Raw genomic sequence first — 23997 nt, forward strand, 5'->3', positions numbered from 1 at the left:
CCCCTTGCGCTGGTATCATCATCGCGCAAGAGGAACAGGGCGTCGAGGTCGCTTTGTCTTGCGAGCGTTGCGCCCTTCTCCAGCCCAAGCACCATAATGACCGTCGCCCAAGCGTCGGTCTCTGCGCAGGTGCGGGCGACGACCGTGACGGACGCCGGCGACTCGATCAGCGGCGCGCCGCGCTGCGGGTCGACTCCGTCTGCTCCTCAAGATAGGTGATCCGCCAAATTCTCAGCGTCCGCATTGGGCTCAAACCGGCCGATCACCGCGCTGCGGCGGGCGTTGATGCGTCCTTTCGACCCTGACGGGTGAGGCCGGCCCTTTGCCGACATCCAGCGGCCAGTCGCGATGCTGCGGTCGCAGTCCGCATTGCTGCCATTCAGGTTCGACGCAGAAAGTCGGAGTCAGATTGTTCGGAGATGGATCTCAGAGGTGCCGCTCGACATCCATGCTCTGATGAAGAATCCGCACGACGACAAGATTGCCTTCGATCCTGCGGAAGAAGATGACATGGTGCCCGGATAGGTATTTCTGCATTCCCTCAGCAATCGACACCGGCCTCCCCGTCCGGTCGCCGCGCGCGAGTTGGTCGACCGCGTGGATCAGGTCGGTGGTACAGGCAATCCAAACAGCTTCTTAGTTTGCCTCCCGAATAATATCGGCCAGAGACGGCGACGACTCGCGCCACCGTTCAGCAAGGGTGCGGCGGAACACCGACCTCGAGTACTCGGCGAACCTATCAGAGATATCTTTGCTGGTGTCAGCGCCTGCCAGAAGAAAAAAGCTTCGCTTGCGGTCAGGAAGGCAGTCATGCACGACCAGATCGCGCAGGGCGGACGGCGCCTGCAGAAGGCAAAGCGCGGACGTTACGGCCCAGCCATAGCCGGACTGTACAAACCGAAGCAAACTATGGGTTGAATCGAAACTGAACCGCGCAGATTCCGCAGCGCCTAGTTCGGTGGCTATGGCGGCTGTGGCCGTCCCGAACTTGGAATTCCGACCAAAGGCCACTTGCGGCTTCTCGCGAACCAGTTGCTGCAGTGGGATTTCCGACATGGATCGAGGGACCACGACCACATACGGGTCGTGGAACAGCAGGTGACGCTTACCACGTTTGGCCTGCGCAAACGGAGGGCAATCGATCGCCAGATTGCACAGACCGGCGCGCAAACTCTCCTCGATCCACGGCGAAATCCCTGCGCGAAGTTCAAGCTTCCGGGCAAGACGACCTGCAGCAGCGAGGATTTCTGCGCCCAGCACACAGGACAGACTATCAGGCATTGCGATGCGCAGCACCTGGCGCGGGCGGCCCCGGCTTGTTCGCGCCTCAACCAGCAGCGCCTCCAGCTGGGCAATTCTGCCGGGCAGTTCCTGTTGCAGAAACTCGGCCGCCGGGGTCAGACCGAATGGCCGCGTTTCCCGGCGCAGGAGCTGCAGACCCAGATGCGCCTCAAGCTGTTGCATGTGCTGCGATACCGTGGGCTGCGACACTCCAAGCGCCGCACCGGCGGCCGACAGGTTTCGTGTCTCGGCAACCGCGAGGAAGGTTCTGAGCAGCGAGAGGTCGAGCGCTTTATCATTGGTCATGAGAATACTGATTATTTAAAAATCAGAAGTTATGGAAGCTGATTGCTTTGCCTAAAATCCCGGTCATCTTGTCGCGGAGTTTGCAGGAGGACGAGATGAAAACACATGCGCAGGCCGTGGTCATCGGAGGCGGGCTGGTCGGATGCTCGATCCTCTACCACCTCGCCAAGCTCGGCTGGACCGACGTTGTGCTGCTGGAGCGCGATGAACTGACCTCAGGCTCCACCTGGCATGCGGCCGCGAACATTCACGGCCTGCACGACAACAACAACATCTCGAAGATCCAGTACTACACGATGAAGCTCTACACGGAGCTTGAGGCCGAGACGGGTCAGGGCTGCGGGGTGTTCCAGCCTGGCTCGCTTTACCTTGCCCAGACCGAGGCGCGCGAACACCAGCTGCGGCTTCAGGAGGCAAAGGCTCGCTACTTCAAGGCTGATTTCTTCAATATCGGCCGCGACGAGGCCGAGCGGTTGCATCCGCTGGTCGATTTCGACGGCATCCGCTGCATCATGTATGAACCCGACGGCGGCAACGTCGATCCGTCGGGTGTGACTCAGGCCTATGCCGCCGGTGCGCGGAAAATGGGGGCTGAGGTTCATCGGTTCACCCCGGTCACCGCCACGATCCAGCAGCCCGACGGCAGCTGGATCGTCGAGACGCCCAAGGGCAATATCCACACCCATTGGGTGGTGAACGCCGCTGGCCTATGGGGCCGCGAAGTGGCACGGATGGCCGGGATCGAGCTGCCGCTGCAACCGACCGAGCACCAGTATTTCGTGACCGAGACCATCGCCGAGATTGACGCATTGGATCGCCGCCTGCCCTCGGTCGCCGACCGTGACGGTGAATACTACCTGCGGCAGGAGGGCAAGGGCCTGCTGATTGGTGCCTATGAACGCGACATGCGCTTCTGGGCCGAGGAGGGCACGCCGCTTGACTTCGCCCATGATCTCTTCCCCGACGACCTGGAGCGGATCGAGGAAAACATGATGCGCGCCATCGCGCGGGTGCCGGCGGTCGGGACCGCGGGCATCAAGCGGGTCATCAACGGTCCGATGATCTGGTCGCCCGACAGTGCGGCGCTTTACGGTCCGGTGCCTGAACTCAGGAACTATTTCTGCTGCAATGGCATCATCCCCGGCTTCTCGCAGTCGGGCGGGCTTGGCCTGATGAGCGCACAGTGGATTGTGGAGGGCGAGCCGCAATTCGACATGTTTGCCTGGGATCTCGCCCGCTTCGGCGACTGGGCCGACAAGGCCTTTACTAGGGCGCGCGTGCAGGACCAGTACGCCCATCGGTTCAAGATCCACTTTCCTTATGAGGAACGCGCCGCCGGTCGCCCGATGCGTACCCGCCCGGCCTATGCGATGCAAAAGGATATGGGCGCAGTCTTTGGCCTCAACTATGGCTGGGAACACCCCCTGTGGTTCGCTCCCAAGGGCGTCGAGCCGCAGGAGAGCTACGGCTTCGCCCGCCAGCCCTGGTTCGACCACGTTGGGGCCGAGGCGAAGGCGCTGCGGGACGGCGTCGGCGTGATCGACATCTCGAACTTCGCGAAATACGAGATCAGGGGCGCAGGTGCAGGCGACTGGCTCGACCGGGTCATCGCCAACCGGGTTCCGTCGCAGATCGGGCGGTCCTGCCTGACGCCCCTGATCGGCAAGCGCGGCGGCATCGCCGGCGACTTCACGGTGACAAAGCTCGGCGAGGATCACTTCTTCATGGTCGGCTCCGGCATGGCCGAGCGCTATCACCAGCGCTATTTCAACGAGGTGCCGCTGCCCGAGACGGTTTCGTTCAAGAGCCGAACGGTCGACCTTTGCGGTGTCAACGTCGCAGGCCCGAAGGCGCGGGCGCTGTTGTCGCGGCTGACGCAGGAAGACCTGTCGAATGAGGTCTTTCCGTTCATGCGATCGCGCCGCATCTCCATTGCCGGCGTCGAGGCCATCGCGATCCGGGTGTCATTCACCGGCGATCTCGGCTGGGAACTCTACGTCGCAGAATCCGATCAGGTGAAACTCTACTCCGCGCTTCTCACAAGTGGCGAAGACCTCGGCATCCGCCCGGTCGGCAGCCGCGCCCTGCTCTCGCTCCGCATCGAGAAGGGTTATGGCTCCTGGGGACGCGAATACAGCCCCGAATACTGGCCGCAGGAGGTTGGTCTGGACCGGCTGATCAAGATGGACAAACCCGATTTCCTTGGCAAGGACGCCTATGCCGCGCTCGCCGACCGCACCCCGCGCGAGCGGCTGGTGATGATCGAGGTTGAGGCCGACAGTGCCGATGCCACGGGGGGCGAGCCGATCTTCCTGCCCGACGGCACGCCGGTCGGCCGGGTCAGTTCGGGCGCATATGGCTATTCGGTGGGCAAATCGCTGGCGCTGGGATTCATCAAGACGACAAGCGCGATTGCTGGAACCGAAGTCTCGGTCGCGGTCCTTGGACGAGATACCAAGGCAGTTGTCCTTGCCGCCCCACCGTTTGACCCGAAAGGCGATCGGCTGAGGTCGTAGGTCCACACTGACATGGTTGCACGAGGCGTTCAGTTTAACCGGGCATTCCTGCCATCAAAACTGCGACGTGGAAATGGCTGGGCTTCGGACTGGTTTAACTCTTTGCCCGCTTATCCGCGAGGATATGGTTCGAAACATCTTGGGCGGTCTTTAGGCGAAGAAGATCCTGACGATCGGTCAGGACATCGGCGTAATACGGGACGTTGAGAAGCCGCTCTTCTCTAGGCTCGGTAACCTGCATGGCATTGTAACCCGTCTGAGAGAAATACGTCACATGGGCACGGACACTCGCAGCGCGACCCTCAAAGCCAAGGGCGATGAATATCCGGCGAAGTTGCTCGATCCTTAAGGCCTCGGTTTCGCGAAGCACCTCTGCGGTGCGTAGCGAACTGTGCGCCCAGTCCCGGACCGCGTTGTCATAGGCAGGGACATACTGGTCCTCCTTCAACAGCACGCTCACATAGGCCAGGTATTGTTGCCAGCCGTCGTCCCCGGCCGATTCGATTGCTTCGGTAAAAGGGGCTGTGTTGCGATCGGCCCAGTCCCGGCGAACCTCCTCAAGTAATTCCTCTAGATTGCCGAACTGCCAGTAAAAGGCCCCTGTCGTCGCCCCGAGTTCCTCGGCGAGCTGACGAAGGCTGATACCGCTGATGCCCTTTTCTATCAACGTCTTGCGGGCGGCGGCGACCCAACTTGACCGATCCAGATTGCGGTCCGCCTTCTTTTTCGGTTGCGCCATTTTCGCTCCGCCATCCCCACCGCATGCACAGTTCTACAAAAATTTATTGACTCAATTACCGAACATAACACATGTTACGCAATGAACGTAACGCATGTTATGTTCGGTCGATGAAGGAACTAACCAGCGAGGAGGATGGAGATGTTTCAGAGGATGCTTTCGACGGCTGCTTTTCTGGCAGCCTTTGCTGCAACCGCAGCTTCAGCACAGATCGAACTCAAGTTTGCAACGGATTCCGGCGACCGGGATTCGCCGTCGGGCAAGGCACTGGCCGCCTGGGCGGACGCAGTGAAGGAAGGGTCCAACGGCGAGATCGACGTCAAGGTGTTCTACCAGAACGAGCTCGGCGGCCAGCTTGAGGTGTTCGACCTATTCGTCGCCGGCGAAGTCGACGCGATGATCTCGTGGCCGTCGACTTCATATGACAAGCGGATCGGCATTCTGAACACGCCCTATATGGTTACGTCGTGGGAAGAGGCACTGGACGCCTACAAACCCGGCGGCTGGGCCAACGGCGTTCTGAACACGGTGTTCAACGATATCGGGCTCAAGTACTTCGGCGCCTGGCCGGAAGGGTTCAGCGGCGTTGCCACGCGCGGGTCCTATGCAACAGATCTGGCCGGCGCCTCGGGCATGAAAGTGCGGACCCCGCCGCTGTTCCCCTTCCCGCAGATTCTGGAAGCCATGGGCTACCAGACCGCGGCGATCGACTGGGGCGAGGTCTACACCTCGATCCAGACAGGCGTTGTCGATGGCGACGCAGGCAACGTGATCTACTGGGACTATGAATACTTCCGCGACGTGCTCGACTACTACGTCCGCACTAAGCACACCTTCGTAACCGGCAACCTGCTGGTGAACCTCGAGACCTACGAAGAACTGACGGACGAACAGAAGAAGCTGGTCGAAGAAACCGCCACGGCAACGATGGAGGCACAGTTCGTGGCCGCGAAGGCGGAAGACGAGCATTACGTTCAGCTCGCCGTCGACTCCGGCATGGAATATTTCGAACTGACCGACGAACAGCTCGCGCCGATCGTGGAAAAAGTTCGCGCCGAGGTCTGGCCGCAGATGGAGCCCGATGTCGGTAAGGACGTCATGGACCTGATCCGCGCCAACGTGGACTGAGACAGATACGGGCCGGAGCCTTCGGGTTTCGGCCTTTGTCTTACCCCCATTCAGGAAACCGGGAGCTAAACGTCATGGTTGAATTCTTCAGAAAGCTGGATACAGGCCTGATAGGTCTGCTGAACATCATCGTCATGATCACCAGCCTCGCGATCACGGGGCTGATCCTGTTTCTCGTACTCGCCCGTTACGTTCTTGGCTGGTCTGTCGTCGGCGTTCTGGAACTGGCAACGCTGTCGGCAATCTGGCTTTACATGTGCGGGGCCGTTGTCGCGGCGCGCAACCATCAGCACCTTGTCGTCGATTTTCTGTCCCTGTCGCTCACGAACCCCAGAACCAAGGCGCTACATACTTTCGCCGTTTCCCTGGTGATGGTCGTGCTCAGCCTGTTCTTTCTGAACCTTGCGAGCGACATGGTCGCGTGGTCGATGAAGCGCCCGCAAACCACCGCCGCACTCAGTATCCCGCTGATCATTCCGCAATCGGCGGTGGTCTTGGCGGCGATTTTTTGCGGTGTCTATGCGGTTCGCGATGCCGTCGCTGCCGGTTTTTCGGTGTTTGGCAAGGTACCTAGCAACACAGGGGAGAACTGACCCATGGAAGCCCTTTTCGGCATTCTTCTTCTCATGGCGCTGATGATTTTCGGGGTGCCCGTCGCCTGGTCTTTCGCGGGCGTCCTGATGTTCCTCGTCTGGGCCTACGATGTTAACACCGCCACGCTGCTTCTGCAGGGATATCGGTCACTCGACTCAGTTATCCTCTTGGCGCTTCCGCTGTTCGTCCTGGCGGGCTACCTGATGCAGAGTGGAGGCGTCGCCGCCCGACTGATTTCGTTCATGTCGATGATGATGCGCGGCCGCAAGGGCGGTCTGGGTGCTGCCCTGATCGGCTCATCGGGTGTTTTCGGCGCGATTTCCGGCACGGCGACGGCGGCCGTCGCCTCGATCGGCACGATCATGGGAGATCCGCTGGCCGCCCGTGGCTATCCGCGCGGTTATACGAGCGCGATGCTCGGGGTTTCGTCGCTCCTCGGCATTCTTATCCCGCCGTCGATCACGCTGATCCTCTTCGGTGTCGTCACCCGTCAATCGATCACCGCGCTGTTCGCGGCGACAATCGTGCCCGGGTTGCTGCTCATGGTGGGTCTGATGATCTTCAACAAGATCGCTACGGCCCGCATGTTGGTCGACACACCCGAGCGACTGGCCGCGATAAAGGCGCAGAAATCACCGCACGGTCCGATGCGCGCCACGATACAGGCTGCGCCGGCCTTGATGATGCCCGTTGTCATCTTGGGTGGTATCTACGGCGGTGTCTTCACCCCCACAGAGGCGGCGGCCGTTGCGTTGTTCATGGCCATCCTGATCGGCTTTTTCATCTACCGCGATCTGACGCTTGCGCGGTTTCGCCAAAGCCTTGTCGAGGCGGGCGAGACCACCGGCACAATCATCCTGATCCTGTTGTTCTCCTTCATGATCGGACGGATTATGGTCGCTGAAAGCGTGCCGCAGGAGCTTACCGAAGCCGTCACGCACGTATCCGAGAACAAGATCCTGATCCTCATCCTGGTCAACGCGTTCCTGATCTTCGTGGGCATGATCATGGACGATCTTTCGGTGACGGTCGTGATTGCGCCGCTGATGATGCCACTGATGATGCACCATGGCGTCGATCCGGTGCATTATGCCTCAATCGTGGCCTGCTCGGTCGTGATCGGGGCAAACAGCCCGCCGGTGGCGCCCATCCTCTACATGGCGTGCCGCATCGGGAAGGTCTCGATCCACGAAGCCATCAAACCGGCACTACAGATCATCTTCTATGTCGCGCTGCCAGTGATGCTGCTAGTGACGTTCGTGCCGGAGCTTTCTCTCTTCGTGCCGCGCCTTTTTGGCCTGCACTGACACCATAACCAGAGTCACGTCGATGCCAGAACTCACTATTGCGCTCTTTCAGGCTGTACCTGAATTCCACACATCTGAAAGGGCGTTGGCGGCACTGGACCTTGCATTGTCCGGTGCCGCCCGCAGCGGTGCCCGGTTGCTTGTCACGCCGGAACTATACCTGAGTGGGTACGGCAACGCTGACGCAGTCCGCGCTGCCGCCCAGCATATGACGTCACCAGTCATCCAAGCAGCGTCGCAGCTTGCAGCCCGCCATGGTATCGGTCTCGTGCTTGGTTATCCGGAACGGGGTGACGGAGATTGCTTCAACAGCGCCGTTGTATTCGATGGACAGGGTCGGATGCTTCACAACTATCGGAAAATGGCGCTGCCGAACGACTTTGAACGCGGTTGCTTCCGCTCCGGCACGGGGCCACAGGTCTTCGAGTTCGAGGGCGTGCGGTGTTCCGTCGTCATCTGCTACGACGTCGAGTTCCCGGAAATTCCCCGCCGCGCGGCACTTGCAGGTGCCGAACTGCTCATTGTTCCAACGGCTTTGCGTGCGCGCTGGCGGTTCGTGTCGGATTGCATTGTCCCGGCACGGGCCTACGAAAACGCCATGTTCGTTGCCTATTGCGATTATGCCGCGAATGGGCCCAAGCCTGTATATAGCGGTGCAAGCGCGATCTGCGCACCTGACGGTACGCGCTTGAACACGGGTTCAGCGCAAAACGGGCTCTTGCTCGCGACCGTTGACACGTATGCCGCCGCTGCTCGCAAGGCCGATTTCGATTTTCTCGAGTCACTGAAGGAATTGAACGCCCTCAGCGGACCGCTCGTCCGTTTCGCCTAGGCCAGCACCAAGCCGAGGATTCCAAAATGCCGACACAGAAAAGAACACCGACCATACCCCCCATGGACCGGCCCTCCGGCTGGCGACCAGCGGAAGAGATCGTCCCGATCGACGATGAGACACCCATCAACGGCCAGTACGACTGGCTTGTCGTCGGTGCCGGTATCACTGGCCTATCCGCCGCGCACCGGCTTGGCGAACTGGTGCCTCAGGACCGTGTCCTGCTGGTCGATGCCCGTCCCGTGGGCTGGGGCGCATCGGGGCGCAACTCGGGCTTTCTGCTGGACCTGCCGCACAAATTCGACCTCGATCATCCCGATGCAGCGCGTCTTCACAAGATCATGGATTTGAACCGGGGAGCCATCGCGACGCTGCGGGAGCAAACCGAAAGACTGGGCATCGCCTGCGACTGGTCTCCGGTCGGAAAGCTTCAGGGCGCTGTCAGGGAGCGCGGCACAGGCATGATGCGAAAGTTCTGCGAAGCGCTCGACAAGATCGGCGAACGCTATGAGGTTCTGGATCGGCAGAGCTGTGCGGATATCATGGGAACCGACTACTACGCCGGCGCCGTTTTCACTCCCGGTGCCGTCCTCGTTGACCCATTCCTGCTGGTCCGCGGCCTGGCGCGGCGACTGCCCGAAAACGTCACGCTGCGCGACGATGCCGCTGTCACAGAGTACGCGGAGAAATCCGGTGGCTTTGCCGCGCGCCTTCGCTTTGCCGATGGCGATACGACCGATGTGACGGCAAACAAGGTCATCCTTGCCACGGATCCCTATACACCGGAATTCGGCTATATGAAAAACCGCATTCTGCCAACCATCACTTATGCCAGTATCACCCGTGCCCTGACATCGGCAGAGCGCAAACGCTACACTGGCAAAATGAACTGGGGGCTGACGCCGGCAGATGCGGGTGGCACAACCCTGCGCATGACGGCCGACGGGCGGCTTCTGATCCGAAACCATTATGGTTTTGCCCCGAATTACAAGGCTACGACCCGCGACCTTGGCAAGGTTGCTGAAGCGCATCGAGAGGGACTCGACAAGCGTTTCCCGGCCCTTCGGAACGTCCCGATCACATCCACTTGGGGCGGCGTGGTCAGCCTGTCACGAAACCACGCAACCTTTTTCGGCGAGATGGCTCCGGGCGTCTATTCGGCGAATTGCTACAATGGCGTGGGCATGACACGCGGGGCAAGTTCCGGGCGCCTGCTTGTCGATCTTGCACTCGGCAAAGTGTCCCAGGCGCTGGACGACATCATCTCGGTCAGTGGTCAGCCTTCAACCATCCCGCCAGACCCCTTCCGTTCGCTGGGCGTTAGCGGCCGGATGAAACTCGTCGAGTGGGAGAGCCGATCGGAGATCTGACGATCCATCAAACATAGAAGTAGGGGATACCGTGATAACGATCCGACACTGAACTGGTCGGCGGATGAGTCGGGCAGTGCGCGCGGGCGATATAGTCTGTCTCTCCGGGCAGACGGGCCTTTGCCGACACCCAGCAGTCTACCGCGATGCTGCGGTCGCAGCCCGCATTGCTGCCATTCAGGTTCGACGCAGAAAGTCGGAGTCAGATTGTTCGGAGATGGATCTCAGATGTGCCGCTCGATATCCATGCTCTGATGAAGGATCCGCACGACCACGAGATCGTCTTCGCTCCTGCGAAAGAAGATGACATGGCGCTCAGATGGGCATGTCTGCATTCCCTCCGCAATCGACACCGGCCTCCCCGTCCGGTCGCCGCGCGCGAGTTGGTCGACCGCGTTGATCAGGTCGGTGGTGCAGGCGACCGCTTGTTCTGTGGACCAGCGCTCGGCGGTGTACAGCCAGATGTCTTCAAGGTCGGCCTCCGCGAGCGGAGAATACAGTATCCGTGTCATTTCACCCGGAGTGTCGGCGGTGCATACGAGCCTGGAAGGCTTCTGTATTCAAGGGACAGGGCGGGCCGGATTCATCACCGGCGAGCAGCGCGTCTTTCAGGGCCTGAACCTTGGTCTCATGTTCTTCGAGCAGTCTCAGGCCTGCCCGCACAACCTCGCTCGCCGACCCGTAGCGTCCGTAGCGAAGCTGCGCTTCGATGAAGCCGGTGAAGTGGTCCCCGAGGGACATTGACGTGTTTCTGGCCATGCGCTGCCTCCTTCCGTATAGATATACCAATAAATACCGTTTTTCAATGTTTCTCTGCTGGACTACTATTGGATCGCCGACGCGTTGTCGGCGCTGGGGTGGCATGTGGCGGATCGGAGGAGATGCCATGACCATCGCCAATCTTCCCGCCATCCGCGCCTGCCGCCCCGCCTGGAACAAGGGCCGTGTCGTTGGCCAGAAGCGGCCTCTGCTGCCGAAGCATGTCTGGGCCATCCGGGTCCGGCTCGAACTGGCCAGCAACATCCGCGACCTCGCGATCTTCAATACCGCGATCGACAGCAAGCTCAGGGGCTGCGATCTTGTGAAACTCAAGGTCGCCGACGTCTATGCGGCGGGACAAGTGAAGGAACGCGCCTCGATCATTCAGCGCAAGACGCGGAAACCGGTCCGCTTCGAACTCTCCGAGGGCACGCGAAAGTCGCTGGAGGACTGGTTCAGGGACCCGCTGATGATCGGGTCGGAATACCTCTGGCCGGGGCGCTTTCATGAGCGGCTTCACATCTCAACGCGTCAATACGCACGGCTTGTGCGCGACTGGGTGTCGTCGATCGGGCTGGAACCGAGTTCCTACGGGACGCATACGATGCGCCGGACGAAGGTCGCCGAGATCTATCGCAAGACCGGCAATCTGCGTGCCGTGCAACTCCTTCTGGGACACACCAAGATGGACAGCACGGTTCGGTATCTCGGCGTCGAACTCGAAGACGCGCTGTCCATCGCCGAAGCTATCGAGATCTGAACCAAAGGGCCGGCCGACACGGGCAGCTCATAATCGCGGTTAGTATCAGGCGAGCCAAAGACTCGAAGAACCCAGATCTACCATTGGTAGTGGATGCGGAACAGAGTGCGTTTTGAATGTGCTATGCCCCGAAAACACCTTGGTCTTAGTTCAGTGTCCGCCTCGTGCCTGCAGGCGGGCTGGGTGGACGACTACGGTTCATCGGGGAACAGTTCAACGCCGCCCACAAACTGGAAAAATCACACAATCCTGCAACATTTTCTCCTCACCTTTCTGAAACGGGTTTCAGGAAGGGAAAGTGCCATGTCGTCCTTAGGTATGAGCAGAAACCGGACCACCCGAACGGGCGCGCCCACGTCCGGAAAGGCTTCGGCTCATCCGGACGGAAATGCGCGCGTGTGTCGTGGGAACTTCACAGCATTTCTGGCCGGGTCGTGGCAATCGGCGGCGAACGCGTTTCACACTCTCGCACTTGTGGCCTTGGTACTGTTTTCACAGGTGTTTGCGAGTACTCCTGCGGTGGCGGAATCCGTTGTCATTACGACGCTTGAGTGGCCGCCGTATACATCGGCCGAACTGCCAAAAGGCGGCGCGACGACCGAAGTGGTGAGGCAGGCCTTCGCGGCGGCGGGTCTGGAGACCGAGGTGCGGGTTCTTCCTTGGAAGCGCGCAATATCGGATGCGAAAGACGATGTCACGGTCGCCGCTTACTATCCGGGTTACCACTGCCGCCACGTCGAAGGTTTTGTTGCCTCCGACTCAATCGGAACCGGCCCACTTGGGTTCGCGGAGAACGTGGACGCGCCCGTGGAGTGGGTCAGTATCGACGACATCGGGGAACAGAAACTCAAGGTCGGAACGGTTCTGGGTTATGCCAATACTGACGAGTTTGACGAAAAGGCCGGGACCGGGTGGGTCCGGGCGATTCCGGCGCCTGATGACGTCACCAATCTGCGCAAGTTGATGCTCAAGCGGATCGACATGGCGGTCATCGACAAGCTGGTGATGTCCTATCTTCTGGCAACCGAGCCGACACTGCGCGGAGCCGGAGAGGTGCTTAAGTTTGACAGCAAGACCCTTGAGGACAAGACCCTCTTCGTCTGCTTCAATGATAACGAGGCAGGTCATGCGATCCGTGACCGCTTCAATGCGGGCCTCTCGAAAATCGACATCGACGATATCGTCGAACGTTACTTCGCCGAGGAGTTCTGATGGAACCGGCGCTCGATGCGTCGCGGAATGCTGTTCTTGAACCGAAAGCGTCCGCCGACGGTCGTGGTGGACTTGCCAGATCGGTCCAGGGGAAGTTCCTGCTCTATGTCGTGCCGCTGGTGTTATTGTCGACGCTCATCGTATTCGGCCTGTTCGAATTAAATGCCCGGCGGTCGGCTGCCGAGCAACTGCGGATCAAGCTGGACAAATTGGTGGAGATACAAGGCGCGGTAGTGGCCGAGTCGCTTTGGAACGTCGCCGACCAACAGATCAAACTAATACTCGCTGCACTCGAATCCGACCCAGACGTATCGGCTGCAGCGGTCTATGATGAAAGGAACCGGCTTGTCGCCTCGGTGGGTGACCTGGCACTGTTGGACAGAGCTACCTACACGGATTCACAAGACATTCTCTACAACAGCGGTGATCAGCGCATCAAAATCGGACTTTTCCGTGTTGCCTTGACGGAAGCGCGCCTGACCGAGATGACCCGGGAGCGGATGATACTGGTGACCTTTTTGGCCAGTATACTGCTGGCCACTGTGGTTACAGCAACACTTGCCGCCAACAAGCGCATCATTGGCCGGCCGCTCGCTCTTCTCCTGAATTCAATCCAAGAGGCGCAGAATAGCGGTAACCGCGCGCCCGTGGATTGGTCGAGTGACGACGAAATCGGCCGCGTGGTGCGGGCGTTCAACGACATGCAGGAGCGTCAGAACGCCTACGAACAGCAGTTGCGAAATTCAAACGACGAACTAGAAGCGCGTGTCGCCGAACGGACAGCGGACCTTGCCCATGCGGAAGCGACCGCCAGCGAGGCGCGCAGTCAGCTTACCGATGCGATCGAGAGCATTTCAGAGGGTTTTGCGCTTTACGATCGCAATGAGCGGTTGGTCGTCGCCAATCACCGCTATCGTGAAATCATGTTGGGCAACGATGGCGCGATCTCGGCCGGTACGCCCTTCGCGGAGATCGTGAGCCGGTCCGCGACAGTCGGTCGTTTCCCGAACGCCCGCCAAGATCCCGAACAATGGATCGAACGGCAGATCATGCGGCATCGCTCACCCGGACCGCCCTATATCCAGGAAATGGCGGGCAACCAATGGCAGCAGATCAGCAATCGCATCACCGACAAGGGTGGTACGGTTGCTGTGCATTCGGATATCACAAACATCAAGCGGATTTCAGACGAACTCAAGCGCGCGAAGGATGCCGCAGAGGCAGCCAACGAGGCTAAAAGTGCGTTTCTGGCCACAATGAGCCACGAGATCAGGACGCCTTTGAACGGCATCATCGGTATGAGCACGCTTCTGTCCGGCACACCGCTGACGGAGGAACAGCGCGATTTCAGCGACACGATCGCGACAGCCGCAGACACTCTCCTGACGATCATCAGCGATATTCTCGATTTTTCGAAGGTCGAGGCTGGCGCTCTTGAACTGGAGCGGACGCCGATGGACCTGACCGAAACCATCGAAGGCGCGGCCGAACTCGTTGCCACAAAGGCCTCCGAGAAAGGCATTGAACTGGCCTGCCGCATCAATCCCGACGTTCCCGTCGCGGTGTTCGGAGATCCGATCAGGCTAAAGCAGATCCTCATGAATCTGCTCAACAACGCGGTGAAATTCACCGAGGTCGGCGAAGTCATCCTGACGGTCTCGACAGACTTTCCGGACGCGGGTCAGACGCCCGGAGCGACCACGATGCTAACCTTCACCGTGCGCGACACAGGTATCGGCATTCCTGCCGACAGGATGGACCGTCTCTTCAAATCTTTCAGCCAAGTCGATGCGTCGACGACGCGAAGATATGGCGGGACGGGTCTCGGGCTGGTGATCACCAAGCGGCTCGTGGAACTTATGGGGGGCGCTATCAGTGTCGAAAGTGCGCCCGGCGAAGGGACGACTTTCACCTTCACGCTTCCATGTGAGGTTGCAGAACTGCCTGATCGTCTGGATCGCGCGGCGATGCTGGAAGCCATAAAGGGTGCGCGTATCTTGATCATCGACGATAACCGAACCAACCAGTTGATTCTCAACGAAAGATTCCGGGCTTGGGAGTTGCATCCGACGGCGGTCGGTTCACCTGAAACGGCATTGAATTTGCTAACCTCGGGAGAACGGTTCGACGTGGTCGTCGTGGATTTCAAGATGCCGAAAATGAACGGATTCGAATTCACGACTGCCGCGCGGGCCGCGTTCGGCGAGGCTACGCCACCGATGATCCTTTTTACCTCGGTCGCGCCACTTGATGTGGAGTTCCGTGAAGGTGCGGCTCGCATGGAATACGCGGCCACGCTACCGAAGCCGGCCAAATCCGGGCAACTCCTTGTTGCGTTGTTAAAAGCACTTGCGCCCGACCACCAGGTTCGCTCCAGTCCGGATCGCGCGGCGACCGCCGCCTTGCCCACGCAGAACTGCGAATTGCATGTGCTTCTGGTCGACGACAATTCCATCAACCGAAAGGTCGGCCAGAAAATACTGAAGACTCTCGGCTTCGAGGCGGTCGTGGTTGGCAGTGGTGCAGAGGCAATCTCGCGGTGCCGAGAGGAAGAGTTTGACATTGTCCTGATGGATATCGAGATGCCAGACATGGACGGCATCGCGACGACAAGCAGAATTCGTTCGATCCTGCCTCCAGGCCGCGTTCCCTACATCGTTGCATTGACCGCAAACGCCATGGCCACGGAACGCGAGACATACCTGAAGTCAGGAATGGACGACTATCTGAGCAAGCCCATCAATGTCGAAGCGCTATCCGCCAGCATTGATGCGGCCCGGCGGCATCGCGTCAGCCAGGCGGACGAAGGACATGGCCACCGGACATAGGAGTGCGAAATGAGCGACGCAAAAATAGACGGGTCAGCCATTGAACGCCTTCTCGGTGTGATTGGCGGAGACCGGGATGACCTGCTGGAACTCCTTGATGAGTTCTTCGTCGTCGCGCCGGATTATCTTCGCAAGATGCAAGAAGCCGCCCTGAGCGGTGACTTGGACAATCTTCGAATTGCTTCACACAGTCTTAAATCGAATAGCAGGGACTTTGGCGCCGTTGATCTTGCCGGTCTGTGCCAAAGCCTAGAACATGCCTGCAAGTCGGGGGCGGTCTCGGATGCTGCCAGCCAGGTAGCTGCAATAGATGCAGCTTTCGCAGCGGCAAAAACATCTCTCAATAAACTGGTTGTCGGAAATGGATGATCAAGCGGTTGTGCAAGCTGCGGCGGGGGCCGTCGCTGGTGCAAAAATTCTCGTCGTCGATGACAACGCACTGAGCCGCAAGAAAATTCGCATGGCTGTTCAGAACCTCGGTTATGAGGCCGATGTGGCCGAGAATGGGGCCATAGCGCTCTCGATGTTGCGAACAGAACCTTATGATGCGCTGCTTCTGGACATCATGATGCCGGAAGTCGACGGGTTTGACGTGCTTGGCGCGCTCAAGGACGACGACGCACTACGACATATTCCGGTTATCGTGATCTCCGCCCTGGATGACGAAACCGAAAGTCTCGTACGCGCGATCGAACTCGGTGCCGAGGATTTCTTGCCAAAGACCTTCAATCCGACGATTCTGCGGGCGCGGTTGGAGGCAGGGCTCACAAAGAAGCGGTTCCGCGACCAGGAACTGGAATACTTCGGTCGGATCAAGCGCTTGACCGCTGCTGCCAGCGTTCTAGAAAGCGGTCGGTTCAAGCCTGAAAGCCTTGGGCTGGACGATCTTGCAGCACATGACGATCCAATCGGCCATCTGGCAAGCATGTTCCGCGGCATGGCAGCCGAAATCTACGAGCGCGAACTTAAGCTCAAGAAAGCCATACACACGTTGCAGGGTTCGTTTCTCGTCCTTGCCGTAGGGGTCGTCTGGGGGCTAACTCCCGCACTTTCACGCATGGCCTCCGGGCTTGGATCTAACCCTCTTGGTCTAGCAATCTGGGTGAACGCGATCGCCGCGGTCTTTTGCTTTTCCATTGCTGCTTATCGCGGAAAGCTGCCGCGCCTCGGACGTCGCGAGTTCCTGTTCTTCCTGTCCTGGGCGTTCCTTGCCGGGATCCTTCAGCGCATGACAACCTTTGTCGCGACGGAGCATGTCGAAGCATCGATGCTGTCGCTGATCGTCACATTGCAAGGTTTCATGACTTTCGGCTTTGCGGCCGTCACGCGGATGGAGCGTGCCTCTCCCCGCCGCATGATAGGTCTCTTGGTTGGTCTGGTCGGCGTCGGCATGGTGCTGCTGACCAAATCCGATCTGTCGTCGGGCGGGGAGGGCATCTGGCTTGTTTTCGCTATGCTGCTTCCGCTTCTGTTCGCCATTGAATCTCTGGTTCTGGCTGGGAAGAGGCCCGAACACATCGACATCTTCGCGTCCGTGGGTCTGATGATGGGCATATCCGCTGCGCTGTTGTTCCCCTTTGCCTACTGGAACGGAGACCTCATGCCGCTGGGTACTCAGATCGGCCGTCTCGAGCTTCTCGTGGTCTTTATGGGCATCGTCGGTTCGTCCTCGCTGCTGCTCGCATTCCACCTGATCGCAACGGCAGGGGCTGTCTTTTACAGCCAAAGCGCCTATGCGATGACGATCGCGGGCGTCGTCTGGGGCATGCTGCTGCTGAACGAGGAACTCTCGGTCTTCGCCTGGGTCGCGTTCGGCGTGATCATCATTGGGATGTATCTGGTCGAGCCCAAGTCCAAGAACGAAGAACTGGTCATACAAAGAACCTTTCGGTGAACCGGGATCGAACCTAACGGCGGATCAATTGCGCCGAGGCTTAGGCCGGGCGCGAAATGAGCCGTTCGACGGCGGCCTTTTTTGCAACGAAGTAAAGACCGACCAGAATGAGCAAGAGTGCGGCGAAGCTCGTCGGAGAAATAACTTCGTTCAGCAGCAGCATGCTCCAAAGAACCCCGCCAATTGAGACCGTGTAAGCCTTCTGGCTGCTGAACACGGGTCCCGCATAGTCGATCAGCTTTGCCAGCGCGATCATCGCAACCGAATCGGCCAGCGAGAACACGATCACCGACATTTCGAATTTGCCCGGCACAATGCTTAAGCGGACGAACCCGCTTTGCAGCGCGGTGGCCGCGAACAGGACCGCGGCAGACAGACCGAATATCAATGCGACCACCGCTATGAGATCGGCATCGATCGCCTTCGACAACGACATCATGATGGTTTCGCTCGCAAAACAGGCGGGGATCAGCATCGTGGCGAACAGCCAGAGGATATGAACCGAGCTATTTTCGACATCAAAGAACGGCAGCAAAAGGACGCCCACGCCCGAAACCCCGAAAAGTAGGCCGACAAACCGTCGGAGGCTTAGGTTTTCGAGCCCGATGGCCGCCGCGATGAAAAAAACGAGGAACGATTCAAGTGAAACCAGGATGGCGATCAGCACCCCGGGAACAGTCTCGGCCACCCAGAATAGCAGCACTTGCGGAAGGAATGTCAGAAAGGCAAGGACCGCAAAGAACCCGGCCGAACGCCAGGAAACCCTTGGTGCTCTGGCTTTGGAAGCGATGGCGTAAAGGGTCGTAATGACTGCCGAAAGTCCCATTGTATAGCACGCGACTGAAAGCGGGTTTTGAACTTCGGCAAAGCTTAGCTTGGCGATGGCCGGCTTCAGCCCGAAAGCGGCCCCGATGAACAGCAGCAACAGGATACCGTTCAAAGTGCGGATCTGATGCGCCTGACTCAACCGGCGATTATAGACCATTATCGACTTGTTCAGCAGTACCCGGGACAGAACGCCAAGCGCGCCTTCCTGTTCCGCGAGATCGTCAATGGCCAATTCTCTCGGGTTCTGCTCGTCCCCGTCCAGGGCTTCTGCGGCTGCAGTCAGCCGCTTGATCTGCTGCAGAGTCCTTCTGTCTTGCTCCTGACGCTGCGCCTCGCGCAGGCTCGCATTGACCCTGGCCCTTAGGATAACTGCGTTGAACGACTTCGGCAGGAAATCCACGGCGCCGAGTTCAATCGCGCGGGCGATCTCTTCGGGTTCATCCAGGCTTGAGATGACGATAACCGGCGGGCGACGATCATCGGGGTAGGACAGCAGCGCGCCAAGAACGTCGTAGCCGTTTGTTCCCGGCATTTCGATGTCCAGCAAAACCAGATCTATTCCTGGCTGCTGCAGCCTTTCCAGCGCAGCTTCACCTCCGTCCAGATCCTCAACGGCAAGTCCCAGTGCCTTGACCGCCAGAACGAGCTTGCGTCGTGCCAATGCATCATCATCGACGACCAGTATGCGGTTGCTGGCAGTCATGCTGCACCAACAAACAGAGGGCATGATCGGATGTCCAAATTATCATGCCCCCATAAGCACTTGATCTCCATTTCATCCTATTGAGATTGGCCTGGCATGCCAACGCAAATGATCGGTCTCATTGCAAAAAAGCAGTTGGTTTATTAGCGAGGTGAAGACCTCCTTCGCTGCCATCCGCCAATGACTTCTAGACTTTGGAAGTCCAGCGATTACATTACGTAAGGGGAATGTCAGCGCTGACGGGGGCTTATGACCAATCATACGCCGACCGGCGGATTACGCTTCGAGCAGGATTACTCGGCGGCGCAATTCGACGATGGTTATGTAGTCAAATTTACGCGGTTAGAGCGGCGCGCCCTCCGGCTATTCAATGAATCCGCCGGACGCGTGTTGACGCGTTCACAAATCCTCGATGCAGTCAGTGAACCGGGATCGGAAAAGAACGATCGCAACATCGATTTCTTAATCAGTCGGATCAGAAGCAAACTCGGCGACAACGCGAATGAACCGCGCTTCATTCGCACACAATACGGCGAAGGCTACATATGGCTCTATTCGCCAGGAAGCGTTGTCGCGGACTTTTCAGATACTTTCGTAGTTGTTGGCCCGTTCATGGGGCTTCAACGCCTGGGTGAGATGAGCGGCTACGCGTCAGAATTTGGAAAACTGTTGCAGGCCGATTTGCGCAAGCTTCTTGGACCGGAACAAAAAACGGCACTGGCGCCGGATTTTTCGAAAACGCAACGCGAGTCGGGACCGGCGATCTCGATCCAGGTCAGTTTTTTCAAAAACCTTGCTGGCGTCGAAACCATCGTCATGACGCGCAGCGGCAAGGACGACCGTATACTGGACGTTACCAAGTTTACCGCGGATGTCAGTGCGAGTCGGCTGGCTGTCATGCAAACACAGTCACGCCTGATCGCCCAGCGGGCGATTTCAGCCCATTGGTGGGATGCTGCGGAGAACGGATCGGCTGCAAAGCCCCTTGCGGTCGCTATCTACGATTCGGTGCAGCCAAAGTCCCCGATCTGGTCATGGAACGACGCCGACCGTCGGCTGAGACCGCTCAGGGAGGCTCACCCCGACGATCCGGCACTCAAGATTATGTGGGCGACCCATATCCATGCGAAATACGTCAAGCACGGAATAAAACTCTTTAAGGAAGGCACCGCCGACTGCGCGGCCGATGAAGCGGAAATTGAAAAACTCGTTCTTGAGGCGCTTGAGTATGCCCAAAGTCGTCCTGCGCACGCGGCCATGGCCGCCAAATTGCTGTACTTCGTGAACCAGAATTATCGCGACCTTGCGCTGGAACTGGCGACCAAGGCCTATCGAGCCGACCGGTCGATAACGTCAACTTTGGCTGTACTCGGTCAGATGCTTGGCTTTGTCGGCGAGATGGAAGAGGCTGAAACCCACCTTTCACAGGCGTTAGAACTGAGCGACGATGGTTCCATGCAGTACTACCACGCCCTTTATATGCTCGTTCAAGCCTATACCGCCACGGCCCAGTACGAAAAGCGCGCCGCCCTATTGAAACGCTTCTACCGGCGTCACCCCACCGCAATGCTATATTTCGAGCCTTTTTTTACCGATCCTTACACGCCGTCATTGCGTGCGAAGGGAATAGCGCTGATGGTGAAACGGGACCAAGCGACAGCCATGCTGAAACAGGCGGCATATATATCTGCGCGCCTCTATCAGGATCCACGTCATCGGGAAAACTCGCTGCTGACGCCGGTGAATCTTTTTGTCAGGCGCTTTGGGTCTGGCGTAGTGCCAGCGGAAGTCGCCATGCACCTGTCGAAGCTGCAGTGACTTTCAATATTTTTTGCAAGAATTCAAATAATTCTGCAACAAGGTCTCTACATGATCGAAGCCAGCCGGACCTCCGGGGGTCCGGCCAGACTCCCTGCTTTACCTATGGCCGGTTGCTCGTTGTGGTTTGAAGAAACGTCCAACAGCAATGCCCCGAAATTCGGTCCGATTTGGCTTTAGCGGCGCAAACCGGACCGAATAGGCCAACTATTTTCTCGGGGGGTGCATCTTGCCTGTGACGTCGACGCCGCACTTGAGTACCATCGGATAATTCACGCTGAAGCGCGACACCGAAAGCGCACCGTATTGTGCTTTCAGAACCTGAGCCCCATCTGGAACCAGAGCCTTGTATCGTCCTGTTTGAACGCCCCGGATGGCTTGTCGAGAATCTTTGTCAAAGCCGCCTCGCCTATGAAATCGCCTTTGGCAACGCGGAGTCCGGCCGACAAACTGGACCACTCATCTGTGTTTCCCAGAACAAAGGGGTTCGCGATATCCTCGATCACGCCACCGTCGATACCGAAGAATCCCTGCCCGAGGTCAAGCGAAGTTGCCTTTGGCAATGGCAGCACAAAATTGTAGGCCAACTCTACCCGGCCGCCGAAACATCTGTCGCCGTTCACGTAACTTTGGTCGAAGCCCCGCGCATAGGCATTCGTTCCATAGCCGCAACGCTGCGAAACCGGCAGGCTGTCATTCGTCCACTGCCCAACGATCCCTGCATTGACAAGATAGTGCAGCGAAAGCGGCACGGAGATTTCGGCGCTGAATGCGGCCTTTAGAAAATCGACAGAAACGCCCGGTGCGGAACCCGTCGGGCTGATGTCTGGCGAGGCGCCGAGACCATCGAAACCCTTGGTTACGGACAGGCCGTAGCGTTGCTGGATCGAGAAGGGCAGTCCGCGCTCGTACTTGACGGCTGCACGCAAAAGCCGCAACCGCTCATCCGTGAAGGAGGCCCCCAGAACCTGGCTCCGATCATTGCGCAACGCCAGTTCGATGGAAGTGGTCAGGCGGGAATGATCGGGAAAGGCCCATACCTTTCTTGCACCAAAGGCGGCGTTGGTGATCGAGCCTTTGATGTCAAGCGCTATACTGCTGGCAGAACCAAGCACATAATCCCCGTGGTCGACGTTGAAATAGAGTGTGGTTCCCGTTCCAGCGATCTCTTGCCGATACCCCACGCCAGCGGCGACAAGCTCCAGCCCACCTGTGTCAGAGAGACCGCCGAGCGCCAGGACCAGATCAAGCTGATCTTCCTTTCGCAGCAGGTCCGGCCATGCAAGGGTTGCCGAAGTGATGTAAGGGCCGATCTCGGCCGCGCCCAGAGACGAAAATGTAAGATAGACGGTGCGCTGATCGACAGGGCGAACAATCGACGCGGATCCTCGGTCGACGCCGGTCGAGGGATCTGTGCCCAGATTTGTGAAGAAGGACTGAGCATCAGATGACGTTGCAGTCGAAAAAACAAGCGCAAGCGCAAAGGTGCATTGTCTCAAGATTGTCCGCCCCCCGGCAGGTGACGATACAAGCGATCGGCGACCTCTAACCCCATAGTTAACAAGAAAAAAAGAAACTTCAATATTGATAAGAATCCTGGCCTGGCCCCGGGGTTCCTTGTGGATACTGGGCTCGCGCACACTATTTTTTAATTATTGACGACGGTGACGAACCCTAGGGGCGGAAATCCTCCAGAGCGAGGAGTAGTGGCGGTTCTGATCGGGCTTCAGCTTTCTGGCGACCGAAGACTGTCTCGATGCCGTAGCGCCGCTTGCAACAGTATTTTCTGGACACGACGGTCCTACCGCGGCGTAACCCTCCAAGACTACATGAACGTGCCCTGACCCAAGTCGGCCGTTGAAAGTCAGCTCCTGCCGTCGTCACTTTGCGCTCTCGCACCAGGAGCGAAGGTCGGCTTTCCCGAATTCCGAACGCTATTTTGCGGGCGCGGCGAACTTCCGGTTCCCGCCGAATGTTCCGTATTCCTTTTCTGCGTTACCGAGTCATTCTGATTAACATCGCCTGCCGTTCCTGCGACACCGGCAAATATGCGCTGTAGGTCGTTAGCAGGCTTTCGTGCCCGATGTTCTGAGAGAAGGCTTTGAGCGCTTCTGGCGTCGTGTAGTGACCGACGCCCCATTTCACGATCGTCTTTCGGAAGGAGTGCGGAGCAAAGGCGGGAAGTCCCGCACTGGTGAATGCAGACTTGATGACTTCGCGGATCGATCCCGCCGTGGCGTATGGGGTCCGGGAAAGGCCGGCGACGGCGAAGCGTCCATTTTCGAGACCCATTTCCTGCGGTGGAAAGAGCGGATCGTCGTGGCCGAAAAGCAGATCGTCTCGGAGATTGGCGACCCATGCCTCGAAGCACTCTCGATAAACCGAATCAATCGGCAGGAACCAGGTGTTGAAGGTTTTCGATGCCTTGGTCCTGACCTCGCGGGCATCCGGGTAGACTACACCCTCGACCAAGTCGATGTGTTTCAGGCGTAGCGAGGCAATCGCGCCGTCCCGTGCGCCGGTGATCATCAGGAACGCGAAGAGTGCCCTGTTGCGCCGCTCGATCTGTGTTGCTTCAGGCATCTGGTCGAAGGCGTGGCGGCACTGCGCAAGCGTCGGATAGGGCGTCTCGCGCTGGGCATGGGCGATGCGGGCGTCCTTCGCGGATTGATTAAAGTATTCGGCGTCGGAATAGCTGATCCGTGACTTGTAAGCCGGTTGCCCCGCGAGCCAGAGAAAGAACGCCTTGTTCGCCCACAGAATGCCGCTGATCGTTGCCTTCGAAAGCGGCTTGCCGGTCGCGGAACTGATTTCCTCGTTCAGCTTCGCCTTGAAGGTGCGCGGTTGCTCGATGTGGAACCGCTTGAATGATTTGTGCCCCGTGCTGGCCTTGAAGCGCAGGATGGCCTCAGCCGCCCTCTGAACCGTCGAGCCATCGGCGCGTTTCGCCTCCCTGAGATAGGTCAGGTAGGCGCGTTTGATGCGTTCGTTTTCTTCATTCACTTTGCGGGGCATGATATCTCCTTTCGAAGTGACAGCTTGAACAGTGGACTTGCCCGAGAAAAGTGGAGAGCACCAACTGAGGAACCAGGAGGTGTTCTATGGGAAACGGAAACAGACCG

Annotated in this window: 20 protein-coding genes and 1 pseudogene; 12 read left to right on the top strand and 9 right to left on the bottom strand. The window is 58.6% G+C overall.

Translation table 11 applies throughout. The annotated features are described in order from the left end of the window. The 3 genes and pseudogenes from QKW60_RS20700 to QKW60_RS20710 form a co-directional block, all read right to left on the bottom strand. Positions 1–194: pseudogene (locus QKW60_RS20700) on the bottom strand (FAD:protein FMN transferase); the annotation flags it as partial. A gap of 232 nt (positions 195–426) precedes the next feature. After that, positions 427–624: a type II toxin-antitoxin system RelE/ParE family toxin gene (locus QKW60_RS20705; protein ID WP_336619178.1), complete on the bottom strand. Its 198-nt coding sequence runs from the start codon at positions 622–624 to the stop codon at positions 427–429. Positions 625–636: 12 nt separating this feature from the next. After that, on the bottom strand, positions 637–1587 hold the full coding sequence (locus tag QKW60_RS20710; RefSeq protein ID WP_282371578.1) for a LysR family transcriptional regulator: 951 nt from the start codon (positions 1585–1587) through the stop codon (positions 637–639). A 95-nt stretch (positions 1588–1682) separates the two neighbouring features. Here QKW60_RS20710 and QKW60_RS20715 point away from each other — a divergent pair, with 95 nt between their 5' ends. Beyond that, the gene (locus QKW60_RS20715) at positions 1683–4103 is read left to right on the top strand and encodes a GcvT family protein (protein WP_282371579.1); all 2421 of its coding nucleotides are present in this window, start codon (positions 1683–1685) and stop codon (positions 4101–4103) included. A 94-nt stretch (positions 4104–4197) separates the two neighbouring features. On the opposite strand, the gene QKW60_RS20720 is transcribed toward QKW60_RS20715, so the two are convergent. Then, a complete protein-coding gene (locus tag QKW60_RS20720; protein WP_282371580.1) occupies positions 4198–4842 on the bottom strand; it encodes a TetR/AcrR family transcriptional regulator in 645 nt (214 codons plus the stop codon). Between the two features lie 141 nt (positions 4843–4983). Between QKW60_RS20720 and dctP the strand changes: the two genes are divergently transcribed. From dctP to QKW60_RS20745, 5 genes are all read left to right on the top strand, one after another. Next, entirely contained in the window at positions 4984–5970 is a 987-nt protein-coding gene (gene dctP / locus QKW60_RS20725; protein ID WP_282371581.1) for a TRAP transporter substrate-binding protein DctP, read from the top strand. 74 nt (positions 5971–6044) lie between these two features. Further along, positions 6045–6563: a TRAP transporter small permease gene (locus QKW60_RS20730; RefSeq protein ID WP_282371582.1), complete on the top strand. Its 519-nt coding sequence runs from the start codon at positions 6045–6047 to the stop codon at positions 6561–6563. A gap of 3 nt (positions 6564–6566) precedes the next feature. Next, positions 6567–7871 carry a TRAP transporter large permease gene (locus QKW60_RS20735; protein WP_282371583.1) on the top strand — a complete coding sequence of 435 codons (1305 nt, stop codon included), beginning with the start codon at positions 6567–6569 and terminating at the stop codon, positions 7869–7871. 22 nt (positions 7872–7893) lie between these two features. After that, a complete protein-coding gene (locus tag QKW60_RS20740; protein ID WP_282371584.1) occupies positions 7894–8703 on the top strand; it encodes a nitrilase-related carbon-nitrogen hydrolase in 810 nt (269 codons plus the stop codon). 26 nt (positions 8704–8729) lie between these two features. Continuing rightward, positions 8730–10073, top strand: a complete 1344-nt coding sequence (locus QKW60_RS20745; RefSeq protein WP_282371585.1) for an NAD(P)/FAD-dependent oxidoreductase — start codon at positions 8730–8732, stop codon at positions 10071–10073. Between the two features lie 224 nt (positions 10074–10297). Here QKW60_RS20745 and QKW60_RS20750 read toward each other — a convergent pair whose 3' ends face one another. Continuing rightward, the gene (locus QKW60_RS20750; RefSeq protein WP_282371588.1) at positions 10298–10585 is read right to left on the bottom strand and encodes a type II toxin-antitoxin system RelE/ParE family toxin; all 288 of its coding nucleotides are present in this window, start codon (positions 10583–10585) and stop codon (positions 10298–10300) included. A gap of 1 nt (position 10586) precedes the next feature. Then, a complete protein-coding gene (locus QKW60_RS20755) occupies positions 10587–10832 on the bottom strand; it encodes a type II toxin-antitoxin system ParD family antitoxin (protein WP_282371589.1) in 246 nt (81 codons plus the stop codon). Between the two features lie 127 nt (positions 10833–10959). Here QKW60_RS20755 and QKW60_RS20760 point away from each other — a divergent pair, with 127 nt between their 5' ends. The 5 genes from QKW60_RS20760 to QKW60_RS20780 all read left to right on the top strand — a co-directional run bounded on the left by QKW60_RS20760 (position 10960) and on the right by QKW60_RS20780 (position 17526). Then, positions 10960–11592, top strand: coding sequence for a tyrosine-type recombinase/integrase (locus QKW60_RS20760; protein ID WP_282371590.1), 633 nt, complete (start codon positions 10960–10962; stop codon positions 11590–11592). A 183-nt stretch (positions 11593–11775) separates the two neighbouring features. Then, positions 11776–12804 carry a substrate-binding periplasmic protein gene (locus tag QKW60_RS20765; protein ID WP_282371592.1) on the top strand — a complete coding sequence of 343 codons (1029 nt, stop codon included), beginning with the start codon at positions 11776–11778 and terminating at the stop codon, positions 12802–12804. Further along, positions 12804–15632: a hybrid sensor histidine kinase/response regulator gene (locus QKW60_RS20770; protein ID WP_282371594.1), complete on the top strand. Its 2829-nt coding sequence runs from the start codon at positions 12804–12806 to the stop codon at positions 15630–15632. Before QKW60_RS20765 ends, QKW60_RS20770 begins: the two co-directional genes overlap by 1 nt. Positions 15633–15641: 9 nt before the next feature. Then, positions 15642–16001, top strand: coding sequence for an Hpt domain-containing protein (locus tag QKW60_RS20775; protein WP_282371596.1), 360 nt, complete (start codon positions 15642–15644; stop codon positions 15999–16001). Further along, positions 15994–17526, top strand: a complete 1533-nt coding sequence (locus tag QKW60_RS20780; protein WP_282371598.1) for a response regulator — start codon at positions 15994–15996, stop codon at positions 17524–17526. The genes QKW60_RS20775 and QKW60_RS20780 overlap by 8 nt, the downstream gene beginning before the upstream one ends. A 40-nt stretch (positions 17527–17566) precedes the next feature. On the opposite strand, the gene QKW60_RS20785 is transcribed toward QKW60_RS20780, so the two are convergent. Further along, positions 17567–19057: a response regulator gene (locus tag QKW60_RS20785; protein ID WP_282371600.1), complete on the bottom strand. Its 1491-nt coding sequence runs from the start codon at positions 19055–19057 to the stop codon at positions 17567–17569. 249 nt (positions 19058–19306) lie between these two features. Here QKW60_RS20785 and QKW60_RS20790 point away from each other — a divergent pair, with 249 nt between their 5' ends. Continuing rightward, positions 19307–20875 (top strand): winged helix-turn-helix domain-containing protein, encoded by a 1569-nt coding sequence (locus QKW60_RS20790; protein ID WP_282371602.1) that lies wholly within the window; start codon positions 19307–19309, stop codon positions 20873–20875. A 314-nt stretch (positions 20876–21189) separates the two neighbouring features. Here QKW60_RS20790 and QKW60_RS20795 read toward each other — a convergent pair whose 3' ends face one another. Both QKW60_RS20795 and QKW60_RS20800 read right to left on the bottom strand, forming a co-directional pair. After that, entirely contained in the window at positions 21190–22374 is a 1185-nt protein-coding gene (locus QKW60_RS20795) for a ShlB/FhaC/HecB family hemolysin secretion/activation protein (RefSeq protein ID WP_282371605.1), read from the bottom strand. A gap of 496 nt (positions 22375–22870) precedes the next feature. Then, positions 22871–23890 carry a site-specific integrase gene (locus tag QKW60_RS20800; RefSeq protein ID WP_282371607.1) on the bottom strand — a complete coding sequence of 340 codons (1020 nt, stop codon included), beginning with the start codon at positions 23888–23890 and terminating at the stop codon, positions 22871–22873. Positions 23891–23997 lie beyond the last annotated feature (107 nt).

It is taken from the genome of Albidovulum aestuarii, from assembly GCF_029961185.1.
Lineage (GTDB): Bacteria > Pseudomonadota > Alphaproteobacteria > Rhodobacterales > Rhodobacteraceae > Albidovulum > Albidovulum aestuarii.

Coding starts and splice junctions, on each gene's coding strand:
- QKW60_RS20720 (WP_282371580.1), bottom strand. CDS start 4,842: ATGGCGCAACCGAAAAAGAAGGCGGACCGCAATCTGGATCGGTCAAGT.
- QKW60_RS20730 (WP_282371582.1), top strand. CDS start 6,045: ATGGTTGAATTCTTCAGAAAGCTGGATACAGGCCTGATAGGTCTGCTG.
- QKW60_RS20745 (WP_282371585.1), top strand. CDS start 8,730: ATGCCGACACAGAAAAGAACACCGACCATACCCCCCATGGACCGGCCC.
- QKW60_RS20715 (WP_282371579.1), top strand. CDS start 1,683: ATGAAAACACATGCGCAGGCCGTGGTCATCGGAGGCGGGCTGGTCGGA.
- QKW60_RS20755 (WP_282371589.1), bottom strand. CDS start 10,832: ATGGCCAGAAACACGTCAATGTCCCTCGGGGACCACTTCACCGGCTTC.
- QKW60_RS20740 (WP_282371584.1), top strand. CDS start 7,894: ATGCCAGAACTCACTATTGCGCTCTTTCAGGCTGTACCTGAATTCCAC.
- QKW60_RS20790 (WP_282371602.1), top strand. CDS start 19,307: ATGACCAATCATACGCCGACCGGCGGATTACGCTTCGAGCAGGATTAC.
- QKW60_RS20785 (WP_282371600.1), bottom strand. CDS start 19,057: ATGACTGCCAGCAACCGCATACTGGTCGTCGATGATGATGCATTGGCA.
- QKW60_RS20800 (WP_282371607.1), bottom strand. CDS start 23,890: ATGCCCCGCAAAGTGAATGAAGAAAACGAACGCATCAAACGCGCCTAC.
- QKW60_RS20760 (WP_282371590.1), top strand. CDS start 10,960: ATGACCATCGCCAATCTTCCCGCCATCCGCGCCTGCCGCCCCGCCTGG.
- QKW60_RS20780 (WP_282371598.1), top strand. CDS start 15,994: ATGGATGATCAAGCGGTTGTGCAAGCTGCGGCGGGGGCCGTCGCTGGT.
- QKW60_RS20710 (WP_282371578.1), bottom strand. CDS start 1,587: ATGACCAATGATAAAGCGCTCGACCTCTCGCTGCTCAGAACCTTCCTC.
- QKW60_RS20775 (WP_282371596.1), top strand. CDS start 15,642: ATGAGCGACGCAAAAATAGACGGGTCAGCCATTGAACGCCTTCTCGGT.
- dctP (WP_282371581.1), top strand. CDS start 4,984: ATGTTTCAGAGGATGCTTTCGACGGCTGCTTTTCTGGCAGCCTTTGCT.
- QKW60_RS20750 (WP_282371588.1), bottom strand. CDS start 10,585: ATGACACGGATACTGTATTCTCCGCTCGCGGAGGCCGACCTTGAAGAC.
- QKW60_RS20770 (WP_282371594.1), top strand. CDS start 12,804: ATGGAACCGGCGCTCGATGCGTCGCGGAATGCTGTTCTTGAACCGAAA.
- QKW60_RS20735 (WP_282371583.1), top strand. CDS start 6,567: ATGGAAGCCCTTTTCGGCATTCTTCTTCTCATGGCGCTGATGATTTTC.